The following is a 21,254-nucleotide window of genomic DNA, read 5'->3' on the forward strand; positions in this document are numbered from 1 at the left end:
GGGACACCCCGGGGGTGTTGTCCACGAAATTGGTGATCAGCCAGTTCAGGTTCTGTGCGGCCTGGCTCATCTGAGTCAACTCAACGCTCCTGGTGATCTGCGCCGTTGCCGTCGGTCCGGCCACCGAAACTATCGAATCCCGGCTGCTGGGCACCATGCGGGAAGCCCTGCTGGTTGGAGCCCTGTTCGGCCCCGGCCCGGCGGCCCTGCTGGATGCCGCGGCGCAGGTTGGTCAGCCGGCCGCGGACCTCCTCGGGGGCCCGGGAGACCTGGGGCCCGGTCAGCGGCGACGCCTCGGCGGTGCCGGAGACCAGGTTGGCCTGCGGGGTCCGCCGGGGCAGGCCCGACATGGTCACGCCGTTGGTCGAGGGCTCGCGCACCTGCTCGGCGCGGCGCCAGCGCTCGTCGTTCGCGGACGGGCGCCACGGCGCGTCGTCGGGGCTCGGCTGCTGCGGGGCCTGCGGCTGCTGCGGGGCCTGCTGCCGGGCGGCCTGCTGCTGCGGAGGCTGCTGGGCCTGGCCCTGCTCCTGGAGCTCCGGCGCGGAGGTACCCGGCCGGCGCGGCTGGTAGGAGCGCGGCCGCGCCTGCTGCTGGGCGTCGCCCTGCGGGTACCAGGCCTGCTGGTCGGCGGGCTGCTGGCCGGCGGCCGCGGACGGGCCGGTCGGCAGCGCCATCGGCTCCTGGTACGGCAGCGGCTGCGGCTGCTGCGGGGCCTGCTCCTGGCGCACCGGCTCCGGACGCGCCGGGTTCGGCACGTTCGGCAGCACCGGCTCGACCAGGCCGAGGCCCAGCGGGTCGCGCGGGTCGATCTGGCTGGCCTCGAAGCGCGGACGCGCGAACTGCTGGGTGCTCTCCACCGGCGCGGGCTCGGCCGACGGCAGCGGCTGGGGCTGGGGCTGGGGCTGGGACTGCTGCTGCGGCAGCTGCGGCTGACGGTCACGCTGCGGCGCGTCCGGGCCGGGGCGCTGCGGACGCCGCGGACCCTGGGCGGCGCCGGGCCGACCGGGGGCACCCGGGGCACCCGGGCCCTGACGGCCGGGGGCTCGCTGCGGCAGGCCGTCCTGCGGACGGTTGCCCGGACGGGCGCCCTGCTGCGGAGCACCGGGACCGCCGGGGCGGCCGTGCTGGGGCTGCTCGCCGGTCCGGGGGCCCGGACCGCCGTCGAACTCGCCACCGGGGCGCTGCCGTTCCTGGCCGGGCTGCTGCCGACCCGGCTGGGGCTGGCCGGCCTGGGGCTGGCTGGGCTGCTGCTGGCGGCCGCGCCGGGGCAGGCCGTTCGCGCCGGTCTGGCCGGTCTGGCCGGTCTGGCCGGTCTGCGGCGGACCCTGGCGGCCCGGGGTGCGCTGCGGCAGGCCGCCCTGCGGCGACTGCTGCTGGGGCTGCTGGGGAGCCTGCTGCTGGGGCTGCTGGGGCTGCTGCGGAGCCTGCTGGGCCTGCTGCGGCTGCGCGGGCTGTCGACCCTTGCCCTTGCCCTGCGGCATCGGGTTCTCGCGCAGGGCCTTGCCGACCTGGCGGGTCGGCAGACCACCGGCGCGGCCACCGGGCGCACCCGGACCGGCCTGCGCACCCGGGCCGCCGGGCGCACCCGGAGCACCGGGGGCACCCGGAGCACCCGGGCCCGCCGGACCGGCCGGACCGCCCTGGCCGAGCTGCGGACGGCCGCCCTGCGGGGCACCGCCGGCCGGACCCTGGCCGAGCGCGGCCGGACCGGCCTGGCGGCCGGGCGGCATCTGGCGCTGCTGACGCGGCGTCGGGGTGACCCCGCGCTGCTGCTTGCCCTGGGCGGAGCCGGGGCGGCCGGCGCCGCGGCGGTCGCCGGAGTTGGTGACGTCCACCGGGAGCATGACCAGCGCGGTGGTGCCGCCGGAGTCGCTGGGACGGAGCTGGATGCGGATGCCGTGACGCAGCGACAGACGGCCGACCACGAAGAGGCCCATGCGGCGGGAGACGGAGACGTCCACCGTCGGCGGGTTGGCGAGGCGCTCGTTGATCTCGGCGAGGTCGTCGGGGCTCAGGCCGATGCCGGTGTCGTGGATCTCGACCAGCACGCGGCCGTCCGGCAGCGCGTGGCCGGTGACCCGGACGCGGGTCTGCGGGCTGGAGAACGAGGTGGCGTTCTCCAGCAGCTCGGCGAGGAGGTGGACGAGGTCGTTGACGACGCGGCCGGCGACCTCGGCCGACGGGACGGCGGCCAGCTCGATGCGCTCGTACTGCTCCACCTCGGATGCGGCGGCGCGGAGCACGTCGACCAGCGGGACGGGGCGGGTCCAACGGCGGCCCGGGTCCTCACCGGCGAGGACGAGGAGGTTTTCGCCGTTGCGGCGCATGCGGGTCGCGAGGTGGTCCAGCTTGAAGAGGTTGGCGAGCTGGTCCGGGTCCGCCTCGCGGCTCTCCAGTTCGGAGATGAGCGACAGCTGGCGCTGGATGAGGCCCTGGCTGCGGCGCGAGAGGTTGGTGAACATCGCGTTGATGTTGCCGCGGAGGAGGGCCTGCTCGGCGGCCAGGCGGACGGCCTCGCTGTGCACCATGTCGAACGCGTGCGCCACGTGGCCGATCTCGTCGGTGGAGTCGACGGCGACCGGCTCGACCGTGGTGTCGACGTCGTGCGGGTCGCTCTCCGAGAGGGTCTTGACCAGCTCGGGCAGGCGGCGCTCGGCGACGTCCTCGGCCGCGGCCTGCAGACGGGTCAGCGAGCGCACCATCGAGCGGGCGATCAGACCGGCGCCACCGAGGGCGACGAGCATCACCAGGGCGACGGCGACACCGATGATCAGGGCGTCCGTGTCGGCCTGCGACTGCAGGTCCTGGGCCTTGCCGTCGAGGTTCTCGATGAGCTTGGACTCGATCCGGCGCTCAGCGGTGATCTTGGCGCTGGACTTCTCGTACCAGTCCTTGTAGCTGACCGCCTCGGTCTGGTGGATACCGCCCTGGATGAGGATCGTCTGGGCGTAGCGGTCGGCGTCGGCGACCACCGAGTTGTAGCTCAGCTGGCTGCGCAGGTTGTCCAGGTCGTGCGCGGTGTAGATGTTGTTGAAGCTGGCGACCGCGTTCTCGTACGAGAGGCGCAGGCGGATACCGAAGGACTCGTCGCTCAGGCTGAGGTCGGGTGCCTTGGGGTTGGCGAGCGCGGCGCTGATCAGGGCCCGCTGCTGCGAGGTCGCGTTCTTGGCGAGCGAGAACTGCTGCAGTGCGCGGGTGGAGACGACCAGGTCCTTGTTGTTCGACGCGAGCGCGATGTCCTGGGAGATGGACAGCAGGTCGCGGATGATCACGTCGTAGGCGGTGATCGTCGACTGGATGTTCTGGTTGTTCTGGTACGGCAGGCTGCGGGTGTCCGAGACCGAGTTCAGGTCGCGGCGGATCTGCAGCAGCAGCGCCTTTCCGCCGGACAGTTCGAGGTTCTCGAACTTGTCGGAGGACGCGGTGAAGGTGCGGCTCAGCTCGTCGGTGGCCTTGCGGGCGGCGACGATGTCGTCGTCCAGCTGGGCGTTCGGCTCGTGCGTCATCGGACCGGCGCTGATGTCGCGCTCGGTCTGCAGCGCGTCCGCGAGGTTGGTCGCCTTCTTGGCCAGGTCGGACAGGTTGGCCATCTGGGCGAGTTGCTGCGAGTTCTCCATCGAGCTCTGGATGCGCAGGCCACCGAGGACCAGCGAGACCAGGACGGGGAGGGCGAGCAGGGCGATCAGACGGGTGCGGATGCGCCAGTTGCGCATCGCGAGCCGGTTCAGACCGGTGGCCCGGCGTCGGGTCAGGGAGGTGCGGAGTTTGTCGCGGGTGGACTTCCGCTCCTGACCGTCCTCCTCCGGTCGGCCTACGCCCTCGGGCGTCATCGGATCGGCCGGGCCGCCCGGCGCCGCCGCCTGCTGGGGGGCTGCCACAGGCTCGCGCGACTCCGGGTTACCCGCGGCGCCGCTACCCCTTTTGAAACGTCCCTGCACTGGCGTCGCAACCTCTGGACCGGGCGTCCCGCCGCGTTGCCACGGCCTGGACGGTGTCGAGTTTCCATCCGCACCCCGGCCGGTCCGGGAGAGCGGGTCACCGGGGTGGACCACTCCCTACCCACGGTCCGTCGCATTCCAGCACAGCCGGGGAATCCCAACAAGGGCCGCAGGAACCGGGCGCCCGGCGCTACCGACCGCTTGCGGAATCTCACGGACTGTGCGGTAACCGGACCGGAATACCGCCTTTTTCGGACACTCGCCGGATACATGCCAACCCGACCGTAGATCGAAAAGAGTCACAGACCTTCCGGAATGCCCCTTATCGGCCGGATGTCGGAAAATTCCGGTACGGCGATATGTCGGATATCTGAGTTTTGCTCGATATATTGTGACCAAAATCACAGTCTAATGTGTAGCTTTGGTCACGGTCTCTATGGAAAGAGATCTCGTAACCTGGGCAGTCTCCGGAGCACGGCCCCGATCAGCCTGCCCAGAACCCCTCCGAATCAATCGGAATCACTCAGGCCGGTGCCGATCCGCCGCGGATCGCCCGGCCACGACCACGAGGTGCTCTCGATGTCCCAGGCGAAGAACGCCACCAAGTCCACGCTGTCCTGCCGCTCCACCGCGAACCCGCGCCGGACGACGCTGGCCTCGGTCGAGGACTTCAGCAAGATCCCCGGCGCCCGCAAGCCCGAGGACGTCGTGACCTACGGCGCCGAACTGCCGGCCAGCACCGCCAACCCGCGCCGCATCCAGCTGATGGTCGCCCCGGTCGTCGTCCTGGCGGACTGACCGCACGCGCGTACGCCGGAAGGCGCCGTCGCCACCGACGTGGCGGCGGCGCCTTCTGCTGTTCGCCTCCGGGGCGGGTGCACGTCCGCTCGCCGCTTTCGCCCCAACCGCGCTGAACAGGGGCAAAGCGGTCAGGCGGGGCCCCACGCGATAGCCTGGAGGCCGATTGACGGGGCCGCGCCCACCGTGGGCGGGGCGCCCACCAGCGCCCGGGCGCGCCCCGGGCGGCCGACGAAGCGAGGGGTATCCCAGCCGTGCGCATTGCCAGGTTTTCCGTCCGGGAAGGAAGCCCTGCCGCCGGCAGCGTCTCCTTCGGCGTGGTGGAGGGCGATCCTTCCCAGCCCGACTCGCTGGTCGTCCACGCGCTGGCCGGCCACCCGTTCGGCCAGCCCCAGCCCACCGGCGAGAGTTACCGCTTCCAGGACGTCCGGCTGCTCAGCCCGATGCTCCCCAACAAGATCGTGGCGGTCGGCCGCAACTACGCGGCGCACGCCGAGGAACTGGGCAACCGGGTCCCGGACGTCCCGCTGACCTTCTTCAAGCCGTCCACCGCGGTGATCGGCCCGACCGAGAGCATCGCGTACCCGCCGTTCTCCTCGGACGTCCAGTACGAGGCCGAACTCGCCGTGGTGATCGGCCGGATGTGTCGCGAGGTCCCGCTGGACCGGGTGCCCGAGGTGATCCTCGGCTACACCTGCGCCAACGACGTCACCGCCCGCGACGTGCAGCAGCGCGAGGGCCAGTGGGCCCGGGCCAAGGGCTTCGACACCTCCTGCCCGCTGGGTCCGTGGATCGAGACCGACCTCGACCCGGCCGACCTGGCCGTCACCTGCACGGTCAACGGCGAGCTCCGCCAGACCGGCCGCACCTCCCTGATGGTCCGCTCGGTCGCCGAGCTGATCGTCCACATCTCCGAGGCCATGACGCTGCTGCCCGGCGACGTCATCCTCACCGGCACACCCGCAGGGGTGGGCCCCCTCAACGTCGGCGACGAGGTCGCCGTCTCCATCGAAGGCATCGGCACTCTCGCCAACAAGGTGATCAAGCGTGGCTAACACTGACCCGGCCGTCCGGGTTCGCTTCTGTCCGTCCCCGACCGGCAACCCCCACGTGGGCCTGGTCCGCACCGCCCTCTTCAACTGGGCCTTCGCCCGCCACAACGGCGGCACGCTGGTCTTCCGGATCGAGGACACCGACTCCGCCCGCGACTCCGAGGAGTCGTACGGCCAGCTGCTCGACGCCATGCGCTGGCTCGGCTTCGACTGGGACGAGGGCCCGGAGGTCGGCGGCCCGCACGAGCCGTACCGCCAGTCGCAGCGGATGGACATCTACGCCGACGTCGCCCGGCGCCTGCACGAGGCCGGCCACGCGTACCACTGCTACTGCAGCACCGAGGAGCTGGACGCCCGCCGCGAGGCCGCCCGCGCGGCCGGCAAGCCGTCCGGCTACGACGGGCACTGCCGGGACCTGACCGACGACCAGGTCGCGGTCTACAAGCTGGAGAAGCGCGAGCCGATCCTGCGCTTCCGGATGCCCGACAAGACCATCTCCTTCGACGACCTGGTCCGCGGCACGCTCACCTTCGAGCCGGAGAACGTGCCGGACTACGGCATCGTCCGCGCCAACGGCGCCCCGCTGTACACCCTGGTCAACCCGGTGGACGACGCCCTGATGGGCATCACCCACGTGCTGCGCGGCGAGGACCTGCTGTCCTCCACCCCGCGGCAGGTCGCGCTGTACGCCGCGCTCGCCGAGATCGGCGTCGGCAGCGGCACCACCCCGCGCTTCGGCCACCTGCCGTACGTGATGGGCGAGGGCAACAAGAAGCTCTCCAAGCGCGACCCGCAGGCCTCGCTCAACCTGTACCGCGAGCGCGGCTTCATCCCCGAGGGCCTGCTCAACTACCTGTCGCTGCTGGGCTGGTCGCTGGCCGAGGACCGGGACCTCTTCGACATCGACGAGATGGTCGCCGCTTTCGACATCGCCAAGGTGAACGCCAACCCGGCCCGCTTCGACCTGAAGAAGTGCGAGGCGATCAACGCCGAGCACGTCCGCAAGCTGGCCCCGGAGGACTTCGCCGGGCGCCTGGTGCCGTTCCTGCAGGCCGCGGAGCTGCTGCCGGCCGAGCCGACCGCGGAGCAGCTGGACGTGCTCGCCAAGGTCGCGCCGCTCACCCAGGAGCGGATGGTCGTGCTGAGCGAGATCGTGAACATGGCCGGTTTCCTGTTCGTGGCGCCGGAGAAGTTCGCCGTCGACCCCGACGACGCCGCCAAGGTGCTGACCGCGGACGCCCGCCCGGTGCTGGAGGCCAGCATCAAGGCGCTGGAGGACCTCGCGGACTTCACCCCGGAGCCGATCCAGGCCGCGCTGCGCGCTGCGCTGGTGGACGGGCTGGGCATCAAGCCCAAGTTCGCCTTCACGCCGCTGCGGGTGGCCGTCACCGGCCGCCGGGTCTCGCCGCCGCTCTTCGAGTCCATGGAGCTCCTCGGCCGCCCCGAGACGCTGCGCCGCCTGCGCTCGTCCCTGGACGCCCTGCCGGCCGCCTGAGCGGGTGGCCGTGCAGGCCGCGGGCCCGGCTTCGTGCCGGGCCCGCGGCGCACCCGGAGGCCGTCCGCCGGCCTCCTGGCCGCTGCCTGGGGTTATCGATTTTGGAGCCAGGGCAGACGTCGGGTAATGTTCTTTCTGCGCCGCCCGGGAGGGAACGGACGAGGGAGCGAAAGCCCCCCGGCCGGGACCGAACGAGAGGCGCAACGCCTGAGAAGGGCCCGACGAGGGTTCAACTCTGGTGGGGTATGGTGTAATTGGCAGCACGAGTGATTCTGGTTCATTTAGTCTAGGTTCGAGTCCTGGTACCCCAGCGCAGTACCGCAGTAACAGCAGTACGGCAGTACAAATGAAGATCAAGCCCCCGTTGTGTAGCGGCCTAGCACGCTGCCCTCTCACGGCAGTAGCGCCGGTTCGAATCCGGTCGGGGGTACGGATCCCGCAAGGGATCACCTGGAAAGCCCCCGTTGTGTAGCGGCCTAGCACGCTGCCCTCTCACGGCAGTAGCGCCGGTTCGAATCCGGTCGGGGGTACGGATCCCGCAAGGGATCGCCAGGAAGCCCCCGTTGTGTAGCGGCCTAGCACGCTGCCCTCTCACGGCAGTAGCGCCGGTTCGAATCCGGTCGGGGGTACTCTCAGAGCAGGAAGCCGGTGGGCTCGCCCATCGGCCCTTGCTTTGTGTTGGGGTATGGTGTAATTGGCAGCACGAGTGATTCTGGTTCATTTAGTCTAGGTTCGAGTCCTGGTACCCCAGCCAGTCAGAGGAAGGCCCCGGTTTCCGGGGTCTTTTTTGTTTTCCGTGAGGAAAGCGCCGAAGGGCCCCGCTCGATTCGAGCGGGGCCCTTCCGGCTTTCGTGGGGGCGGTCGGTGGGGGGCGGGTGGGGGAACGCCGGGGCAGCGGGAGGGGGTCAGCTGCGGCGGAGGGCCTCGGTGAGCCGGTTCGCAGCCTCGATGATGGCCTGGGCGTGCAGGCGGCCGGGGTGGCGGGTCAGCCGCTCGATCGGGCCGGACACCGACACGGCGGCCACCACGCGGTTGGAGGGGCCGCGGACGGGCGCGGAGACCGACGCGACGCCGGGCTCGCGCTCGCCGATCGACTGGGCCCAGCCGCGCCGCCGGACGCCGCTCAGCGCGGTGGCGGTGAAGCGGGCGCCCTGCAGGCCGCGGTGGAGCCGCTCGGGCTCCTCCCAGGCGAGCAGGACCTGGGCGGCCGAGCCGGCCTTCATCGGCAGGGTGCTGCCGACCGGGACGGTGTCCCGGAGGCCGGAGAGCCGCTCGGCGGCGGCCACGCAGATCCGCATCTCGCCCTGGCGGCGGTAGAGCTGTGCGCTCTCGCCGGTGACATCGCGCAGGTGGGTCAGGACCGGGCCCGCGGTGGCGAGCAGCCGGTCCTCGCCCGCCGCGGCGGAGAGTTCGGACAGGCGGGGGCCGAGGATGAAGCGCCCCTGCATGTCCCTGGTGACCAGGCGGTGGTGTTCGAGTGCGACGGCGAGTCGGTGGGCCGTGGGGCGCGCCAGACCGGTGGCGGCGACCAGCCCCGCCAACGTGGCGGGGCCCGACTCCAGTGCGCTCAGCACCAGAGCGGCCTTGTCGAGAACGCCGACGCCGCTAGTGTTGTCCATGCCCTAAGACTGCAGTCTCATTCCGCGAGACGCAAGTTCAATCTTCCGGGAAAAGCGCCACTCTGGATGCAGCAGCCCGGGAGACATCCAGGATGTGGCCTCCTCCGAGTGTCCGCATCGTGGACAGCGATCCGGCGTGCAGGTCGCGCGAACGAGCCCCGCAGCGGGGGCGGAGCGCGCAGCGACCTCGACGACACGAGAAGGCCGGCAACGCGGCCGGCTGGAGGGAATCCGATGGGACGGACACTCGCAGAGAAGGTCTGGGACGACCACGTCGTGCGGCGTGCGGAGGGCGAGCCCGACCTCCTCTTCATCGACCTGCACCTGCTCCACGAGGTCACCAGCCCGCAGGCCTTCGACGGACTGCGACTGGCCGGGCGCGCGGTCCGCCGCACCGATCTGACGATCGCCACCGAGGACCACAACACCCCCACCCTGGACATCGACAAGCCGATCGCGGACCCGGTCTCCCGGGTGCAGCTGGAGACCCTGCGCCGCAACGCCGCCGAGTTCGGCGTCCGGATCCACTCGCTCGGCGATGTCGAGCAGGGCGTCGTGCACGTCGTCGGCCCGCAGCTCGGCCTGACCCAGCCCGGCATGACCGTGGTCTGCGGTGACTCCCACACCTCCACCCACGGCGCCTTCGGCGCACTGGCGTTCGGCATCGGCACCAGCCAGGTCGAGCACGTGCTGGCCACCCAGACCCTGCCGCTGGCCCCGTTCCGGACCATGGCGATCACCGTCGAGGGCGAACTGCCCGAAGGCGTCACCGCCAAGGACCTGATCCTGGCCGTGATCACGCGGATCGGCACCGGCGGCGGCCAGGGCTACGTCCTGGAGTACCGCGGTTCGGCGATCCGGGGCCTGTCCATGGAGGCCCGGATGACCATCTGCAACATGTCGATCGAGGCCGGCGCCCGGGCCGGCATGATCGCCCCGGACGAGACCACGTTCGACTACCTCCAGGGCCGTCCGCACGCCCCGCAGGGCGAGGACTGGGACGCCGCCGTCGAGTACTGGAAGACCCTGGTCACCGACGAGGACGCGGTCTTCGACCACGAGATCTTCATCGACGCGAGCGAGCTGAGCCCGTTCGTCACCTGGGGCACCAACCCCGGTCAGGGCGCCCCGCTGGGCTCGAACGTGCCGGACCCGGCGTCCTTCGCCGACCCGCAGGAGCGCGCGGCCGCCGAGAACGCCCTGGCGTACATGGGCCTGGAGGCCGGCACCCCGCTGCGCGAGGTGAAGGTCGACGCCGTGTTCGTCGGCTCCTGCACCAACGGCCGGATCGAGGACCTGCGGGCCGCCGCCGCCCTGCTGGAGGGCCGCCGGGTCGCCGACGGCGTGCGGATGCTGGTGGTCCCGGGCTCCGTCCGGGTCGCCCTGCAGGCCGTCGAGGAGGGCCTGGACAAGGTGTTCACCGCGGCCGGCGCCGAGTGGCGCCACGCGGGCTGCTCGATGTGCCTGGGTATGAACCCCGACCAGCTCGCCCCGGGGGAGCGCTGCGCCTCCACCTCGAACCGCAACTTCGAGGGCCGGCAGGGCAAGGGCGGCCGCACCCACCTGGTCTCCCCGCAGGTCGCCGCCGCGACCGCCGTGCTGGGCCGCCTCGCCGCCCCCGCGGACCTGCCCGCCGACACCCACTCCCCGAACCAGTACAGCGTGGAGGCCTGAGCCATGGAGAAGTTCACCACCCACACCGGCCGGGCCGTCCCGCTGCGCCGCAGCAACGTGGACACCGACCAGATCATCCCCGCCCACTGGCTCAAGAAGGTCACCCGATCCGGTTTCGAGGACGGGCTGTTCGAGGCCTGGCGCAAGGACGACTCGTTCATCCTCAACCGGCCCGAGCGCCGGGGCGCCACGGTCCTGGTGGCCGGCCCGGAGTTCGGCACCGGCTCCTCCCGCGAGCACGCCGTCTGGGCACTGCAGAACTACGGCTTCCACGCGGTCGTCTCGTCGCGCTTCGCCGACATCTTCCGGGGCAACTCCCTCAAGAACGGCCTGCTGACGGTCGTCCTGCCGCAGGAGACCGTGGAACGGCTCTGGGCGCTCACCGAGAGTGACCCTTCGGCCGAGATCACAGTTGACCTGGAGGCACGCGAAGTGCGCGCCGAGGGCATCACCGCGGCCTTCGAACTGGACGACAACGTCCGGTGGCGGCTGCTCAACGGGTTGGACGACATCAGCATCACGCTGCAGAACGAGGCCGACATCGCGGCCTTCGAGGCGACCCGTCCGGGCTTCAAGCCCCGTACTCTGCCGGTCGCCTGAGTTCCCCTCAGAACAAGCATTCTGACGATCCACCGGATGGCCCGCGCCCCCCTCGGGGGGGCCGGGCCATCCGTCGTTCCGGAGCGCGAGTTAGCGCCGCGGCCCGCCCCGGATTGCCCATTTGGCTTTGCGGAAGAGGGCCCCGCGCAAGTACAACTGCGGGTAGATGGCACAATCAGTACATGCACCGGCACCATGAACCTCCGTACGCGGGCGGCGAACCCGCGGCTGAGGACTCCATGGGCCGGCCATCCGAACGCCGAATTGACGACCGGCCGGACGTCACCTCCGCGCCAGCTGAGGGGCCGGACGACCAGGAAGTCGCAGCGCTCTACGCGCTCGTGGCCGAGCGGTTGAAGCAAGCTCACGCCCGCGTGCATGCGCTGAACGTGTCTGCCGATGCAAAGACCGCTCTCACTCGTCAACTCCTCATCGTCACCGAGACCGCCAAGCGCGATCTTCCGGAGGCGGCAAGGCGGTTGAGTCGCTTTGTACATGACCTCGACGAGGGGCGCCCGCCGCTCGGCTGAGGTCGCCGACGCGCAAATCCATTGCGACACTAGGGTGATTCGCGCGTTTGGTAATTGAAAGTCCGCAGATACATACCTAACGTGCGAAAAGAACGGATGGAATCATCCGGCGCCCGTTTCCGAAGGGGAAGACGTGAACAAGGCTCAGCTTGTCGAAGCGGTGGCCGAGCAGCTGGGCGGTCGCAAGGCTGCCGCAGAGGCCGTCGACGCAGTGCTCGACACCATGGTCCGTGCCGTCGTGGCCGGCGACCGGGTTTCGGTCACCGGTTTCGGCACCTTCGAGAAGGTGGAGCGCTCCGCGCGCTTCGCCCGCAACCCGCAGACCGGCGAGCGGGTCAAGGTCAAGAAGACCTCGGTGCCCCGCTTCCGTCCGGGCCAGGGCTTCAAGGACCTGGTCAGCGGCAGCAAGAAGCTGCCGAAGGAGGGCCCCTCGGTGAAGAAGGCCCCCAAGGGCTCGCTCACCCCGGGCAAGACCGGTGTGGCCGCCACCCCGGCCGCCAAGCGCGCCGCCACCAAGCGCGCCGCCACCGCTGCCGCCGCCGCTCCGGCCACCAAGAAGGCCGCCGCCAAGAAGACGGCCACCACGGCTGCCGCCAAGAAGACCACGGCCACCGCCGCGAAGAAGGCGACCACCGCCAAGAAGACCGCCGCCAAGACCACGGCCGCGAAGACCACGGCCGCCGCCAAGAAGACCACGGCGACCGCGACCAAGAAGACGGCCGCCGCCAAGAAGGCGACCACCACGGCTGCCGCCAAGAAGACCACGGCCACCGCCAAGAAGGCGACCGCCACGGCCAAGAAGACGGCTCCGGCGAAGAAGACCGCCACCCGCAAGACCACCGCGCGCAAGACCTCTGCCAAGTAAGTCCCGCGCGACCGTCCTCGGACGGCCTTCGGCCAAGAGCCGCGGCACCCTCCCGCGAATTCGCGGAGACCGGTCGCCGCGGCTCTTTCGATTTCCGGGCGCTTAGTCAGGATTCGACGGCGCAAGGCGGGACCGGATGGTCGGTGCCCGGAGGATTTCCGCGGACGGGCGCCGGTGCGGGCGTCAGCCCTCGGCGGGGTCGGGGAAGGTCTGCAGCGTCACGAAGACCACCCGGCGGGCCCCGCCGGTGCCCTCGGTGCGGATCCGCACCCGCTGTCCGGGCCGCAGCAGCCGCAGGCCGCCGGCGTCGAAGGCGGCCGCGTCGAACGGCACCGGGGTCCCGTCGTCGAGCAGCACGGAGCCGGCCCGGGTGGCGGGGTCGAAGGTGAACGCGGTGGCCTGCATGTCAGCAGCATAGCGAGCGGTCCGGGCCCACCCCGGGACCGGACCCGGGCCCCGAACCCGGTCAGGACGGGTTCAGACGGGCAAACAGCGCGCTGGTGTGCGGACCGAGGCCGAGCAACGCGGCCTGGCTGAGGTCGGCACCGGTGTCGACGTCCCGGCGCACCGACTCCACGTCCGCGAGGCGCAGTTCGAGCGCCCCGCCGGCCGCGTGCCGGGCCCGCGAGCCGTCCCCGAAGGCCGGGGACAGCGGACGCCCGGAGGTGCAGGCGAGCAGGGTGGTGCCGAGGCCGGGAGAGTCCGGCAGGAAGGCCCGGCCGTCCGGCGGCACCGAGCCGAGCACCCGGGCCAGTTCGGCCGGGCGCAGGGCCGGCAGGTCGGCCGAGAGCGCGGCCAGCGGGGCCGCCGGGGCGAGCGCCCGGGCGGCCGACGCGCCGTGCGCCAGCGCCCGGTTGAGACCGCCGCCGGGTTCGTCGGCGACCACCAGTGCGCCCAGCGCGGCCAGCCGGGCGCCGGCGACGGCGTCCGGGGTGACCACCAGGACCCGGGCGACGCCCGGGGTGGCCAGTGCCGCGGTGACGGTGTCCAGCGCGAAGGACAGTGCCAGGTCCGACCGGTGCGGTCCGGCGTACGGGGCGAGTCTGCTCTTCGCCAGGGGAAGCGGCTTGAGCGGAAGCACCAGCGACCAGCCGGCGGTGGGTGCGGCGGGCGCGGCGGGCCTGCTGGGGCGTACGGTGTCCTGGGTCATCGGCGTCATTGTGTCGCCGGTCCCGGAGCCCTCGCCAGGCCGTCCGAACTGTGCGGACGTGCGTTTGATCACGCCCGCCCGGCGGGCGGGCGCGGCCGCTCGACAGTCGGCGAGCGGGCGGGCGACACTGGTCCGCGCCCGTGGCCCGGGCACCACCGGCACCGGTGCGCGGCACCGGGAGGCCATGACCGCGGCACTCCACGTGCCGCCGCATCGGATGAGAAGGAGCTGGGGTGGCCCGCCGCTCGTACGCCAAGTTCGGCAACGCCGACTACGGCATCTGGTACCGCTTCGCGGCCGTGCTGGTGAAGCCGGTGACGACCGCCCTGGTGAAGCCCGACTGGCGGGGCTGGGAGCACATTCCCGAGCAAGGCGGCTTCATTGCCGCGGTGAACCACAATTCGATCATCGACCCGGTGATCTACGCGCACTGGCAGTACAACAGTGGTCGCCCGCCGCGCATTCTCGGCAAGTCCTCGTTGTTCTCCATTCCCTTCATCGGATTCATGCTGCGCAAGACCGGTCAGATTCCGGTGTTCCGCGAGTCGACCGATGCCGCGCAGGCGTTCCGGGCCGCGATCGACGCCGTCGACAGCGGCCAGTGCGTGCAGTTCTACCCGGAGGGAACGCTCACCCGCGACCCGGACCTGTGGCCGATGACCGGCAAGAGCGGTGTCGCCCGGGTCGCGCTGATGACCGGCGCGCCGGTCATCCCGGTCGCCCACTGGGGCGCGCACGAGATCATCCCGCCGTACGGCCGGTCCGGCTTCGGGAAGGGCAAGTTCAACCTCTTCCCGCGCCACCGCGTGACCGTCGCAGCCGGTCCGGCGGTCGACCTGAGCAAGTACCAGGGCCAGGAACTCACCGCCCAGGTGCTCTCCGACGCCACCGAGGACATCATGACCGCGATCACCGCCGTGCTGGCCGAAGTCCGCGGCGAGCAGCCGCCGGCCGAGCGCTACGACATGCGCAAGGCCGCCCGGGAGCGCGCCGCCACCGCGCTGGCCGAGCGCCGGCGCGCCAAGGGCGAGCGGGGCACGGGCACCGAGGAGGCCGGCAAGTGACCCGCTGCGCCGTGATGGGGACCGGTTCCTGGGGCACCGCGTTCGCGATGGTGCTCGCCGACGCCGGCTGCGAGGTCGTGCTCTGGGCCCGCCGCCAGGAACTGGTGGACGCCGTCAACTCCACCCACGAGAACCCGGACTACCTGCCGGGCGTCCGGCTGCCCGACACGGTGCGGGCCACCACCGACGCCGCCGAAGCGCTGGCCGGTGCCGACTTCGCGGTGCTGGTGGTGCCCTCGCAGACGCTGCGCGACAACCTGGCCGCCTGGACGCCGCTGATCGAGCCGCAGACCGTGCTGGTGAGCCTGATGAAGGGCATCGAACTCGGCACCGCCAAGCGGATGAGCGAGGTGATCGACGAGGTCACCAAGGTCGGCCCGGAGCGCGTCGCGGTGGTCAGCGGACCCAACCTGGCGAAGGAGATCGCCAACCGGCAGCCCGCGGCCAGTGTCGTCGCCTGCAGCGACGAGGCGGTCGCCAAGCGCCTCCAGGCGGCCTGCCACACACCGTACTTCCGGCCGTACACCAACACCGACGTGGTGGGCTGCGAACTCGGCGGCGCGGTCAAGAACGTGATCGGCCTCGCGGTCGGCATGGCGGCCGGCATGGGCCTGGGCGACAACACCAAGGCGACGCTGATCACCCGCGGACTGGCCGAGACCACCCGGCTCGGCGAGGTGCTGGGCGCCGACCCGCACACCTTCGCGGGGCTCGCCGGGATGGGCGACCTGGTCGCCACCTGCTCCTCGCCGCTGTCCCGCAACAACACCTTCGGCATGAACCTCGGCCGCGGCATGTCGCTCGCGGAGACCATCGCGGCCACCCGGCAGACCGCCGAGGGCGTCAAGTCCTGCGAGTCCGTGCTGGACCTGGCCCGGCGCAACGGCGTCGACATGCCGATCGTCGAAGCCGTGGTGGACGTCGTGCACAACGGGCGGCCGACCCAGGAGGCGCTGCAGACGCTGATGTCGCGCTCGGCGAAGGCGGAGCGGCGGCGCTGACCGGGGAGGCGCCCGGGCCGCCGCGACCCGGGCGAGCGGGGACACCGGGGCGGCTGACGTCCCGGAAACACGTCGCACGGTAGTCTCAAACCCGATATGAGCATCGAACAGTCCTCCCCGAATCCGTCCGCCCCGAAGCCGCGCGTCGCGCTGGTCTTCGGCGGGCGCAGCTCCGAGCACGCCATCTCGGTCTCCACCGCGGGCAGTGTGCTCAGGGCGATCGACCGCGACAAGTACGACGTGCTGCCGATCGGCATCACGCACGAGGGCCGCTGGGCGCTGACCAGCGACGAGCCGGCCCGGATGGCCATCACCGACGGCAAGCTGCCCGACGTGGCACACGTCGCCGAGTCCCTCGACGCGCAGGTCGCGCTGCCGGTCGCCCCGGGCAACCGGGAGGTGCTGCTGAGCGAGCCGGGGAGCGCCCCCAAGGCCCTCGGTGACGTCGACGTGGTGTTCCCGCTGCTGCACGGCCCGTGGGGCGAGGACGGCACCGTGCAGGGCCTGCTGGAGCTCTCGGGCGTCCCGTACGTCGGCAACGGCGTGCTGGCCAGCGCGGCCGGCATGGACAAGGAGTTCGCCAAGCGGATCCTGGCCTCGCACGGTCTGGGCGTCGGCCACTACACCATCGTGCGCCCGCGCGACTGGGAGACCGAGGCGGGCCGCGCCGCCGTGCGCGAGCGGGCCGCCGAGCTGGGCCTGCCGCTGTTCGTGAAGCCCTGCCGGGCCGGTTCCAGCATCGGCATCACCAAGGTGAAGGACCTGGCCGACCTCGACGCCGCGATCGAGGAGGCCCGCCGGCACGACCCCAAGCTGATCATCGAGGCCGGCGTGACCGGCCGCGAGATCGAGTGCGGCGTGCTGGAGTTCGAGGACGGCCCGCGGGCCAGCGTGGCCGGCGAGATCCTGGTCGGTGACGGCTTCGACTTCTACGACTTCGAGGCCAAGTACATCGACTCCTCCGACGTGCAGATCCCGGCGAAGCTCACGGCGGAGGAGACCGCCGAGATCCAGCGCCAGGCGATCGAGGCGTTCGAGGCGCTCGGCTGCGAGGGCCTGGCCCGGGTGGACTTCTTCCTGTTGGAGGACGGCACCTGGATGATCAACGAGATCAACACCATGCCCGGCTTCACCCCGATCTCGGCCTACCCGAAGATGTGGGAGGCCAGCGGCGTCTCGTACCCGGAGCTGATCGACCGGCTGCTGCAGACGGCGCTGCGGCGCTCGACCGGGCTGCGCTAGCGGTCCGTACGGCCGGAGGGCGGGCCGGGGTCTTCCCGGCCCGCCCCCAGTACGCCCTGTCCGGCGCTCCGCGCGTGCCGGCCGTCGTCGGTCCCGCCCGTCGCGTCCTGCTCCCCGGTTCAGCCGGGGACGTTGTCCCTGACCAGCGGGCTGAGCAGGGTGGCCGGGTCGAACGGGTTCTTCGCGGCCCCGGACGGAACGGTCAGCTCGACGTAGGCGGCGCGCATGGTCGTCACGAAGCGGTAGCCGCCGTCGTCGAGCTTCTGTGACCACCAGGTGACGTCGTCGACGGCCGGGGACAGGTCCGTGGCGTGCTCCCCGTCCAGTTCCTCCGGCCGGTCGACGCCGCAGCGCATGACCGTCCGGGGCGAACTGTCCCAGACGGCCACGTACGGCGAGGCGGGCGACGGGTCCTTGCGGGCGTGACCGAGCAGGTCCTGCGGCAGCGCGGCGGCCAGGGCCCTGCAGTACTCCGCTGCCTTGCCGCTCGGGCTCGGGACCTCGATCTTTCCGTCGTCCGAACCCCAGGCGCCGACCAGCACCACGACGGTGCAGGCCAGCGCGACGGGCAGGGCCAGCCACCGCACGGGCGCCGGCAGCGCGGTCAGTGCCCGGGGGAGGCGGGGTTCTCTGGTCACGCGCCGATGGTAGCCGGGACTTACAGGTGGACCACGGGACAGGTGAGGGTGCGGGTGATGCCCTCGACCTTCTGGACCTGGGCCACGACCATGCGGCCCAGGTCGTCGACCGTCTCGGCCTCGGCCTTGACGATCACGTCGTAGGGGCCCGTGACGTCCTCGGCGGTGAGCACGCCGGGGATCTCGGAGATCAGCTCGGCCACCGCGGTGGCCTTCCCTACTTCGGTCTGGATCAGGATGTATGCCTGTACCACGAGGACCTCCCGGCGGCCGGTTACGGGGATCGCCGCCGTGATCGCCCGGTCAGGCGTCGGGGGGTGGAACGGGCTCACCGGCAGTCTGATCACCACGCTACCGCGCAGCGGGCCGGGGAGGGGAGACTTCTGCACCCCCGAAGGGCGTACGCTGCGCGCGGGGGAGCGCGACGGGGACCGGATCGGATGAAAACGCGAGAGGACGGCAGATGCAGGGGACCGTGGGCGAACTCGGCGAGTTCGGCCTCATCAGGGAGCTGACCGCCCGGGTACCGCTCACCGATGCGGTCGACCTCGGCCCGGGTGACGACGCCGCGGTGGTGCGGGCTCCGGACGGCCGGGTGGTGGCGACCACGGACGTCCTGATCGAGAACCGGCACTTCCGCCGGGACTGGTCCACCGCGTACGACGTGGGCCGCAAGGCCGCCGCCCAGAACCTCGCCGACGTGGCCGCGATGGGGGCGGTGCCGACCGCGATACTGCTCGGTCTGGTCGCCCCCGCCGATCTGCCGACCACGTGGGCGACCGAGCTGATGGACGGGCTGCGCGACGAGTGCCAGGTCGCCGGGGCGACGGTGGTCGGCGGCGACGTGGTGCGCGGCGACACCGTCACGCTCGCCATCACGGCGCTCGGTGACCTGCAGGGGCGCGCGGCGGTGACGCGCTCCGGCGCGCAGGTCGGCGACGTGATCGCGGTGACCGGCTGGCTGGGCTGGTCGGCCGCCGGGCTGACCGTGCTGCAGCGCGGCTTCCGCTCCCCGCGCGCCTTCGTCGAGGCGCACCGCCGGCCCGAGCCGCCGTACCACGCGGGCCCGGCGGCGGCCGAGTTGGGCGCGACCTCGATGATCGACGTGAGCGACGGGCTGGTCGCCGACCTCGGCCACGTGGCCCGGGCCAGCGAGGTCGACATCGACCTGAAGGCCGCCGACTTCGACGTCCCGGCGCAGATGGCGGACATCGGCCAGGCGGTCGGGGTGGACCCGATGGTCTGGGTGCTCTCCGGCGGCGAGGACCACGCGATCGTGGCGACCTTCCCGCGCGGGGTCCAACTCCCGGCCCGCTGGCGGGTGGTGGGCGAGGTCACCGGCCGTCCGACGGGCAGCCGCAGCGGCCGGGTGACGGTGGACGGCGCGCCCTGGGACCGGGTCGGCGGCTGGGACCACTTCGCCGAATGACCTACGGCGTACGGCCGATGGGCACTGGACGCCGGTGCGTCGGATGACGCTCCGGGCGTGCGGCGGACGGGATTCGGGGGTGCGTTTTGCGTAGGCTTGCGGCATCCGAGCCCGCCCGCCCGTCCGGCGCGGGCGGCCCGAACCACTGCGAGCGGGAGCACACCTGACATGCGCATCGGTGTACTGACCAGCGGCGGCGACTGCCCCGGCCTCAACGCGGTGATCCGTTCGGTGGTGCACCGGGGCACGGACGTCCACGGCGACGAGATCGTCGGCATCCTGGACGGATTCCTCGGCCTGATCGAGGGCCGCACCCGGACGGTCTCGCACGACGACGTCACCGGTCTGCTCACCCTCGGCGGCACCGTCCTGGGCTCGGCCAGGGTGCGGCGCGACCGGATCGACTGGGCGGTGGAGAACGCCGAGGTGCTGGCCAGGGACATCGGCATCGACGCGCTGATCGCGATCGGTGGCGAGGGGACGATGACCGCCGCCAAGCTGTTCAGCGACGCCGGACTGCCGGTGGTCGGGGTGCCCAAGACCATCGACAACGACATCGACGCCACCGACGTCACCTTCGGCTTCGACACCGCGGTGCACGTCGCGACCGAGGCGATCGACCGGCTGAAGACCACCGCCGAGTCCCACCAGCGCGTCATGGTGGTCGAGTTGATGGGGCGTCACACGGGCTGGATCACCCTCACCGCGGGCATGGCCGGCGGTGCGCACGGCATCCTGATCCCGGAGAAGCCCTTCGACATCGAGGGGGTGGCCCGGATGGTCGAGGACCGCTTCTCCCGCGGCAAGAAGTTCGCCATCATCGCCGTCGCCGAGGGCGCGACCCCGATGCCCGGCACCATGCGCTTCGACCACGGCGCCGTCGACCAGTACGGCCACCGGACCTTCGGCGGGATCGGCAACCGGCTCGCCCACGAGCTGGAGGACCTGCTCGGCAAGGAGGCCCGCCCGGTCATCCTCGGCCACACCCAGCGCGGCGGCACCCCGACCGCCTACGACCGGGTGCTCGCCACCCGCTTCGGCTGGCACGCGGTGGAGGCCGTCCACCGGGGCGCGTTCGGGCACTTCACCGCGCTGCGCCGGACCGGGATCGAACTGCTGCCGATCGCCGCCGCGGTGACCCGGCTGAAGACGGTGCCGGAAGACCGCTGGGTGGAGTCCGAAGCCGTGCTGTGAACCGGCGCGGGTAGGTTGGGGGCATGGTCCACCCGTCTCCCGCCCCCGCCGCCGGCCGGCCCGCTCCGCACGGCCCCTCCGGTGCTCCTCCCCGCGTGCTCACCGTCGCCGGCTCCGACTCCGGCGGCGGCGCCGGCATCCAGGCCGACCTCAAGGCGATGCTCGCCCTCGGCGTCCACGGCATGAGCGTGGTCACCGCCGTCACCGCGCAGAACTCGCTCGGCGTCCAGGGCTACTGGGAACTGCCCGCCGAAGCCGTCCGGGCGCAGTTCCGCAGCGTGGTGGACGACATCGGGGTGCAGGCCGTGAAGACCGGCATGCTCGCCTCGATCGAACTGGTCGAGACCGTCTCGGAGCTGCTGGCCGACGTGGACGCCCCGGTGGTGGTCGACCCGGTCGGTGTCTCCAAGCACGGGGACGCGCTGCTGGCCGCAGAGGCCGTCGGCACCGTCCGCGAGAAGCTGCTGCCGGTCGCCACCCTGGCCACCCCCAACCTGCACGAGGTGACGCAGCTCACCGGACGGACCGTCGAGGACGAGGGGCAGATGCTGGACGCCGCCAAGGCGCTGCTCGACCTCGGACCGCGCTGGGTGCTGGTCAAGGGCGGCCACCTGGAGGGCGAGGCCGCCGACCTGCTGTACGGCGGGCCGGGGGAGGAGCACTGGTACCGGGCGCCGCGCTACGACAACCGGCACACCCACGGCACCGGCTGCACCCTGGCGAGCTCGATCGCGGCCGGCCTGGCCAAGGGCGAGCCGCTGCCGGAGGCGGTGGGCTCGGCCAAGGAGTACATCACCGGCGCGATCGCCGGGGGCTTCGCGCTGGGCGCCGGGATCGGGCCGGTCGACCACGCCTGGCGCTGGCGCTGAGGGCCGGGACGGAAACGACCCCGGACGGAAACGACCCCGGACGGAAACGAGCCCGGACGGAAACGAGCCCGGACGGGAACGGACGCACCCGGACGG

19 protein-coding genes, 5 tRNA genes and 1 pseudogene are annotated in these 21,254 nt (G+C 72.0%); 18 read left to right on the plus strand and 7 right to left on the minus strand.

Features of this window, described 5'->3' with window-relative positions; translation table 11 throughout:
• Both AB0D10_RS29620 and AB0D10_RS29625 read right to left on the minus strand, forming a co-directional pair.
• Nucleotides 1–70: pseudogene (locus tag AB0D10_RS29620) on the minus strand (roadblock/LC7 domain-containing protein); the annotation flags it as partial.
• Nucleotides 71–80: 10 nt separating this feature from the next.
• On the minus strand, nt 81–3,878 hold the full coding sequence (locus AB0D10_RS29625) for a nitrate- and nitrite sensing domain-containing protein (RefSeq protein ID WP_360262020.1): 3,798 nt from the start codon (nt 3,876–3,878) through the stop codon (nt 81–83).
• 591 nt (nt 3,879–4,469) lie between these two features.
• Here AB0D10_RS29625 and AB0D10_RS29630 point away from each other — a divergent pair.
• The 8 genes from AB0D10_RS29630 to AB0D10_RS29665 all read left to right on the plus strand — a co-directional run bounded on the left by AB0D10_RS29630 (nt 4,470) and on the right by AB0D10_RS29665 (nt 8,037).
• Nucleotides 4,470–4,736: a hypothetical protein gene (locus AB0D10_RS29630; protein ID WP_360262021.1), complete on the plus strand. Its 267-nt coding sequence runs from the start codon at nt 4,470–4,472 to the stop codon at nt 4,734–4,736.
• Nucleotides 4,737–4,990: 254 nt separating this feature from the next.
• A complete protein-coding gene (locus AB0D10_RS29635) occupies nt 4,991–5,791 on the plus strand; it encodes a fumarylacetoacetate hydrolase family protein (protein WP_360262022.1) in 801 nt (266 codons plus the stop codon).
• A complete protein-coding gene (gene gltX, locus AB0D10_RS29640; RefSeq protein WP_360262023.1) occupies nt 5,784–7,283 on the plus strand; it encodes a glutamate--tRNA ligase in 1,500 nt (499 codons plus the stop codon). The genes AB0D10_RS29635 and gltX overlap by 8 nt, the downstream gene beginning before the upstream one ends.
• A gap of 239 nt (nt 7,284–7,522) precedes the next feature.
• Nucleotides 7,523–7,594, plus strand: a tRNA-Gln gene (locus tag AB0D10_RS29645).
• A gap of 46 nt (nt 7,595–7,640) precedes the next feature.
• Nucleotides 7,641–7,713, plus strand: a tRNA-Glu gene (locus AB0D10_RS29650).
• Between the two features lie 27 nt (nt 7,714–7,740).
• Nucleotides 7,741–7,813 (plus strand) — tRNA-Glu (locus AB0D10_RS29655).
• Between the two features lie 26 nt (nt 7,814–7,839).
• Nucleotides 7,840–7,912, plus strand: a tRNA-Glu gene (locus tag AB0D10_RS29660).
• Between the two features lie 50 nt (nt 7,913–7,962).
• Nucleotides 7,963–8,037, plus strand: a tRNA-Gln gene (locus tag AB0D10_RS29665).
• Between the two features lie 151 nt (nt 8,038–8,188).
• Here AB0D10_RS29665 and AB0D10_RS29670 read toward each other — a convergent pair.
• Nucleotides 8,189–8,902 carry an IclR family transcriptional regulator gene (locus tag AB0D10_RS29670; RefSeq protein ID WP_030246527.1) on the minus strand — a complete coding sequence of 238 codons (714 nt, stop codon included), beginning with the start codon at nt 8,900–8,902 and terminating at the stop codon, nt 8,189–8,191.
• A gap of 234 nt (nt 8,903–9,136) precedes the next feature.
• Here AB0D10_RS29670 and leuC point away from each other — a divergent pair, with 234 nt between their 5' ends.
• The 4 genes from leuC to AB0D10_RS29690 all read left to right on the plus strand — a co-directional run bounded on the left by leuC (nt 9,137) and on the right by AB0D10_RS29690 (nt 12,571).
• Nucleotides 9,137–10,576, plus strand: coding sequence for a 3-isopropylmalate dehydratase large subunit (leuC, locus tag AB0D10_RS29675; protein WP_360262024.1), 1,440 nt, complete (start codon nt 9,137–9,139; stop codon nt 10,574–10,576).
• A 3-nt stretch (nt 10,577–10,579) separates the two neighbouring features.
• Nucleotides 10,580–11,176: a 3-isopropylmalate dehydratase small subunit gene (gene leuD, locus AB0D10_RS29680; protein WP_360262025.1), complete on the plus strand. Its 597-nt coding sequence runs from the start codon at nt 10,580–10,582 to the stop codon at nt 11,174–11,176.
• Between the two features lie 341 nt (nt 11,177–11,517).
• Nucleotides 11,518–11,706, plus strand: coding sequence for a hypothetical protein (locus AB0D10_RS29685; protein ID WP_051830052.1), 189 nt, complete (start codon nt 11,518–11,520; stop codon nt 11,704–11,706).
• A 133-nt stretch (nt 11,707–11,839) separates the two neighbouring features.
• Nucleotides 11,840–12,571, plus strand: a complete 732-nt coding sequence (locus AB0D10_RS29690) for an HU family DNA-binding protein (RefSeq protein ID WP_360262026.1) — start codon at nt 11,840–11,842, stop codon at nt 12,569–12,571.
• 183 nt (nt 12,572–12,754) lie between these two features.
• Here AB0D10_RS29690 and AB0D10_RS29695 read toward each other — a convergent pair whose 3' ends face one another.
• Nucleotides 12,755–12,976 carry a hypothetical protein gene (locus tag AB0D10_RS29695; RefSeq protein WP_360262027.1) on the minus strand — a complete coding sequence of 74 codons (222 nt, stop codon included), beginning with the start codon at nt 12,974–12,976 and terminating at the stop codon, nt 12,755–12,757.
• A gap of 61 nt (nt 12,977–13,037) precedes the next feature.
• Nucleotides 13,038–13,721, minus strand: a complete 684-nt coding sequence (gene cofC / locus AB0D10_RS29700) for a 2-phospho-L-lactate guanylyltransferase (protein WP_360262028.1) — start codon at nt 13,719–13,721, stop codon at nt 13,038–13,040.
• Nucleotides 13,722–13,954: 233 nt separating this feature from the next.
• Between cofC and AB0D10_RS29705 the strand changes: the two genes are divergently transcribed.
• The 3 genes from AB0D10_RS29705 (at nt 13,955) to AB0D10_RS29715 (ending at nt 17,028) form a co-directional block, all read left to right on the plus strand.
• Nucleotides 13,955–14,785: a lysophospholipid acyltransferase family protein gene (locus AB0D10_RS29705; RefSeq protein ID WP_360262029.1), complete on the plus strand. Its 831-nt coding sequence runs from the start codon at nt 13,955–13,957 to the stop codon at nt 14,783–14,785.
• The gene (locus AB0D10_RS29710; protein WP_360262030.1) at nt 14,782–15,786 is read left to right on the plus strand and encodes an NAD(P)H-dependent glycerol-3-phosphate dehydrogenase; all 1,005 of its coding nucleotides are present in this window, start codon (nt 14,782–14,784) and stop codon (nt 15,784–15,786) included. Before AB0D10_RS29705 ends, AB0D10_RS29710 begins: the two co-directional genes overlap by 4 nt.
• 96 nt (nt 15,787–15,882) lie before the next feature.
• Entirely contained in the window at nt 15,883–17,028 is a 1,146-nt protein-coding gene (locus AB0D10_RS29715; protein ID WP_360262031.1) for a D-alanine--D-alanine ligase family protein, read from the plus strand.
• Between the two features lie 119 nt (nt 17,029–17,147).
• Here the strand turns inward: AB0D10_RS29715 and AB0D10_RS29720 are convergent, their stop codons facing one another.
• Nucleotides 17,148–17,666: a DUF3515 domain-containing protein gene (locus AB0D10_RS29720; RefSeq protein WP_360262032.1), complete on the minus strand. Its 519-nt coding sequence runs from the start codon at nt 17,664–17,666 to the stop codon at nt 17,148–17,150.
• Nucleotides 17,667–17,686: 20 nt separating this feature from the next.
• Nucleotides 17,687–17,920, minus strand: a complete 234-nt coding sequence (locus tag AB0D10_RS29725) for an Lrp/AsnC ligand binding domain-containing protein (RefSeq protein ID WP_360262033.1) — start codon at nt 17,918–17,920, stop codon at nt 17,687–17,689.
• Nucleotides 17,921–18,129: 209 nt separating this feature from the next.
• On the opposite strand from AB0D10_RS29725, the gene AB0D10_RS29730 reads away from it, so the two are divergent.
• The 3 genes from AB0D10_RS29730 (at nt 18,130) to thiD (ending at nt 21,158) form a co-directional block, all read left to right on the plus strand.
• The gene (locus tag AB0D10_RS29730; RefSeq protein ID WP_360262034.1) at nt 18,130–19,095 is read left to right on the plus strand and encodes a thiamine-phosphate kinase; all 966 of its coding nucleotides are present in this window, start codon (nt 18,130–18,132) and stop codon (nt 19,093–19,095) included.
• Between the two features lie 168 nt (nt 19,096–19,263).
• On the plus strand, nt 19,264–20,289 hold the full coding sequence (locus AB0D10_RS29735; protein WP_360262035.1) for an ATP-dependent 6-phosphofructokinase: 1,026 nt from the start codon (nt 19,264–19,266) through the stop codon (nt 20,287–20,289).
• 23 nt (nt 20,290–20,312) lie between these two features.
• On the plus strand, nt 20,313–21,158 hold the full coding sequence (gene thiD / locus AB0D10_RS29740) for a bifunctional hydroxymethylpyrimidine kinase/phosphomethylpyrimidine kinase (protein ID WP_360262036.1): 846 nt from the start codon (nt 20,313–20,315) through the stop codon (nt 21,156–21,158).
• The last annotated feature ends 96 nt before the right edge of the window (nt 21,159–21,254 follow it).

This window comes from Kitasatospora sp. NPDC048545, assembly GCF_040651155.1.
Lineage (GTDB): Bacteria > Actinomycetota > Actinomycetes > Streptomycetales > Streptomycetaceae > Kitasatospora.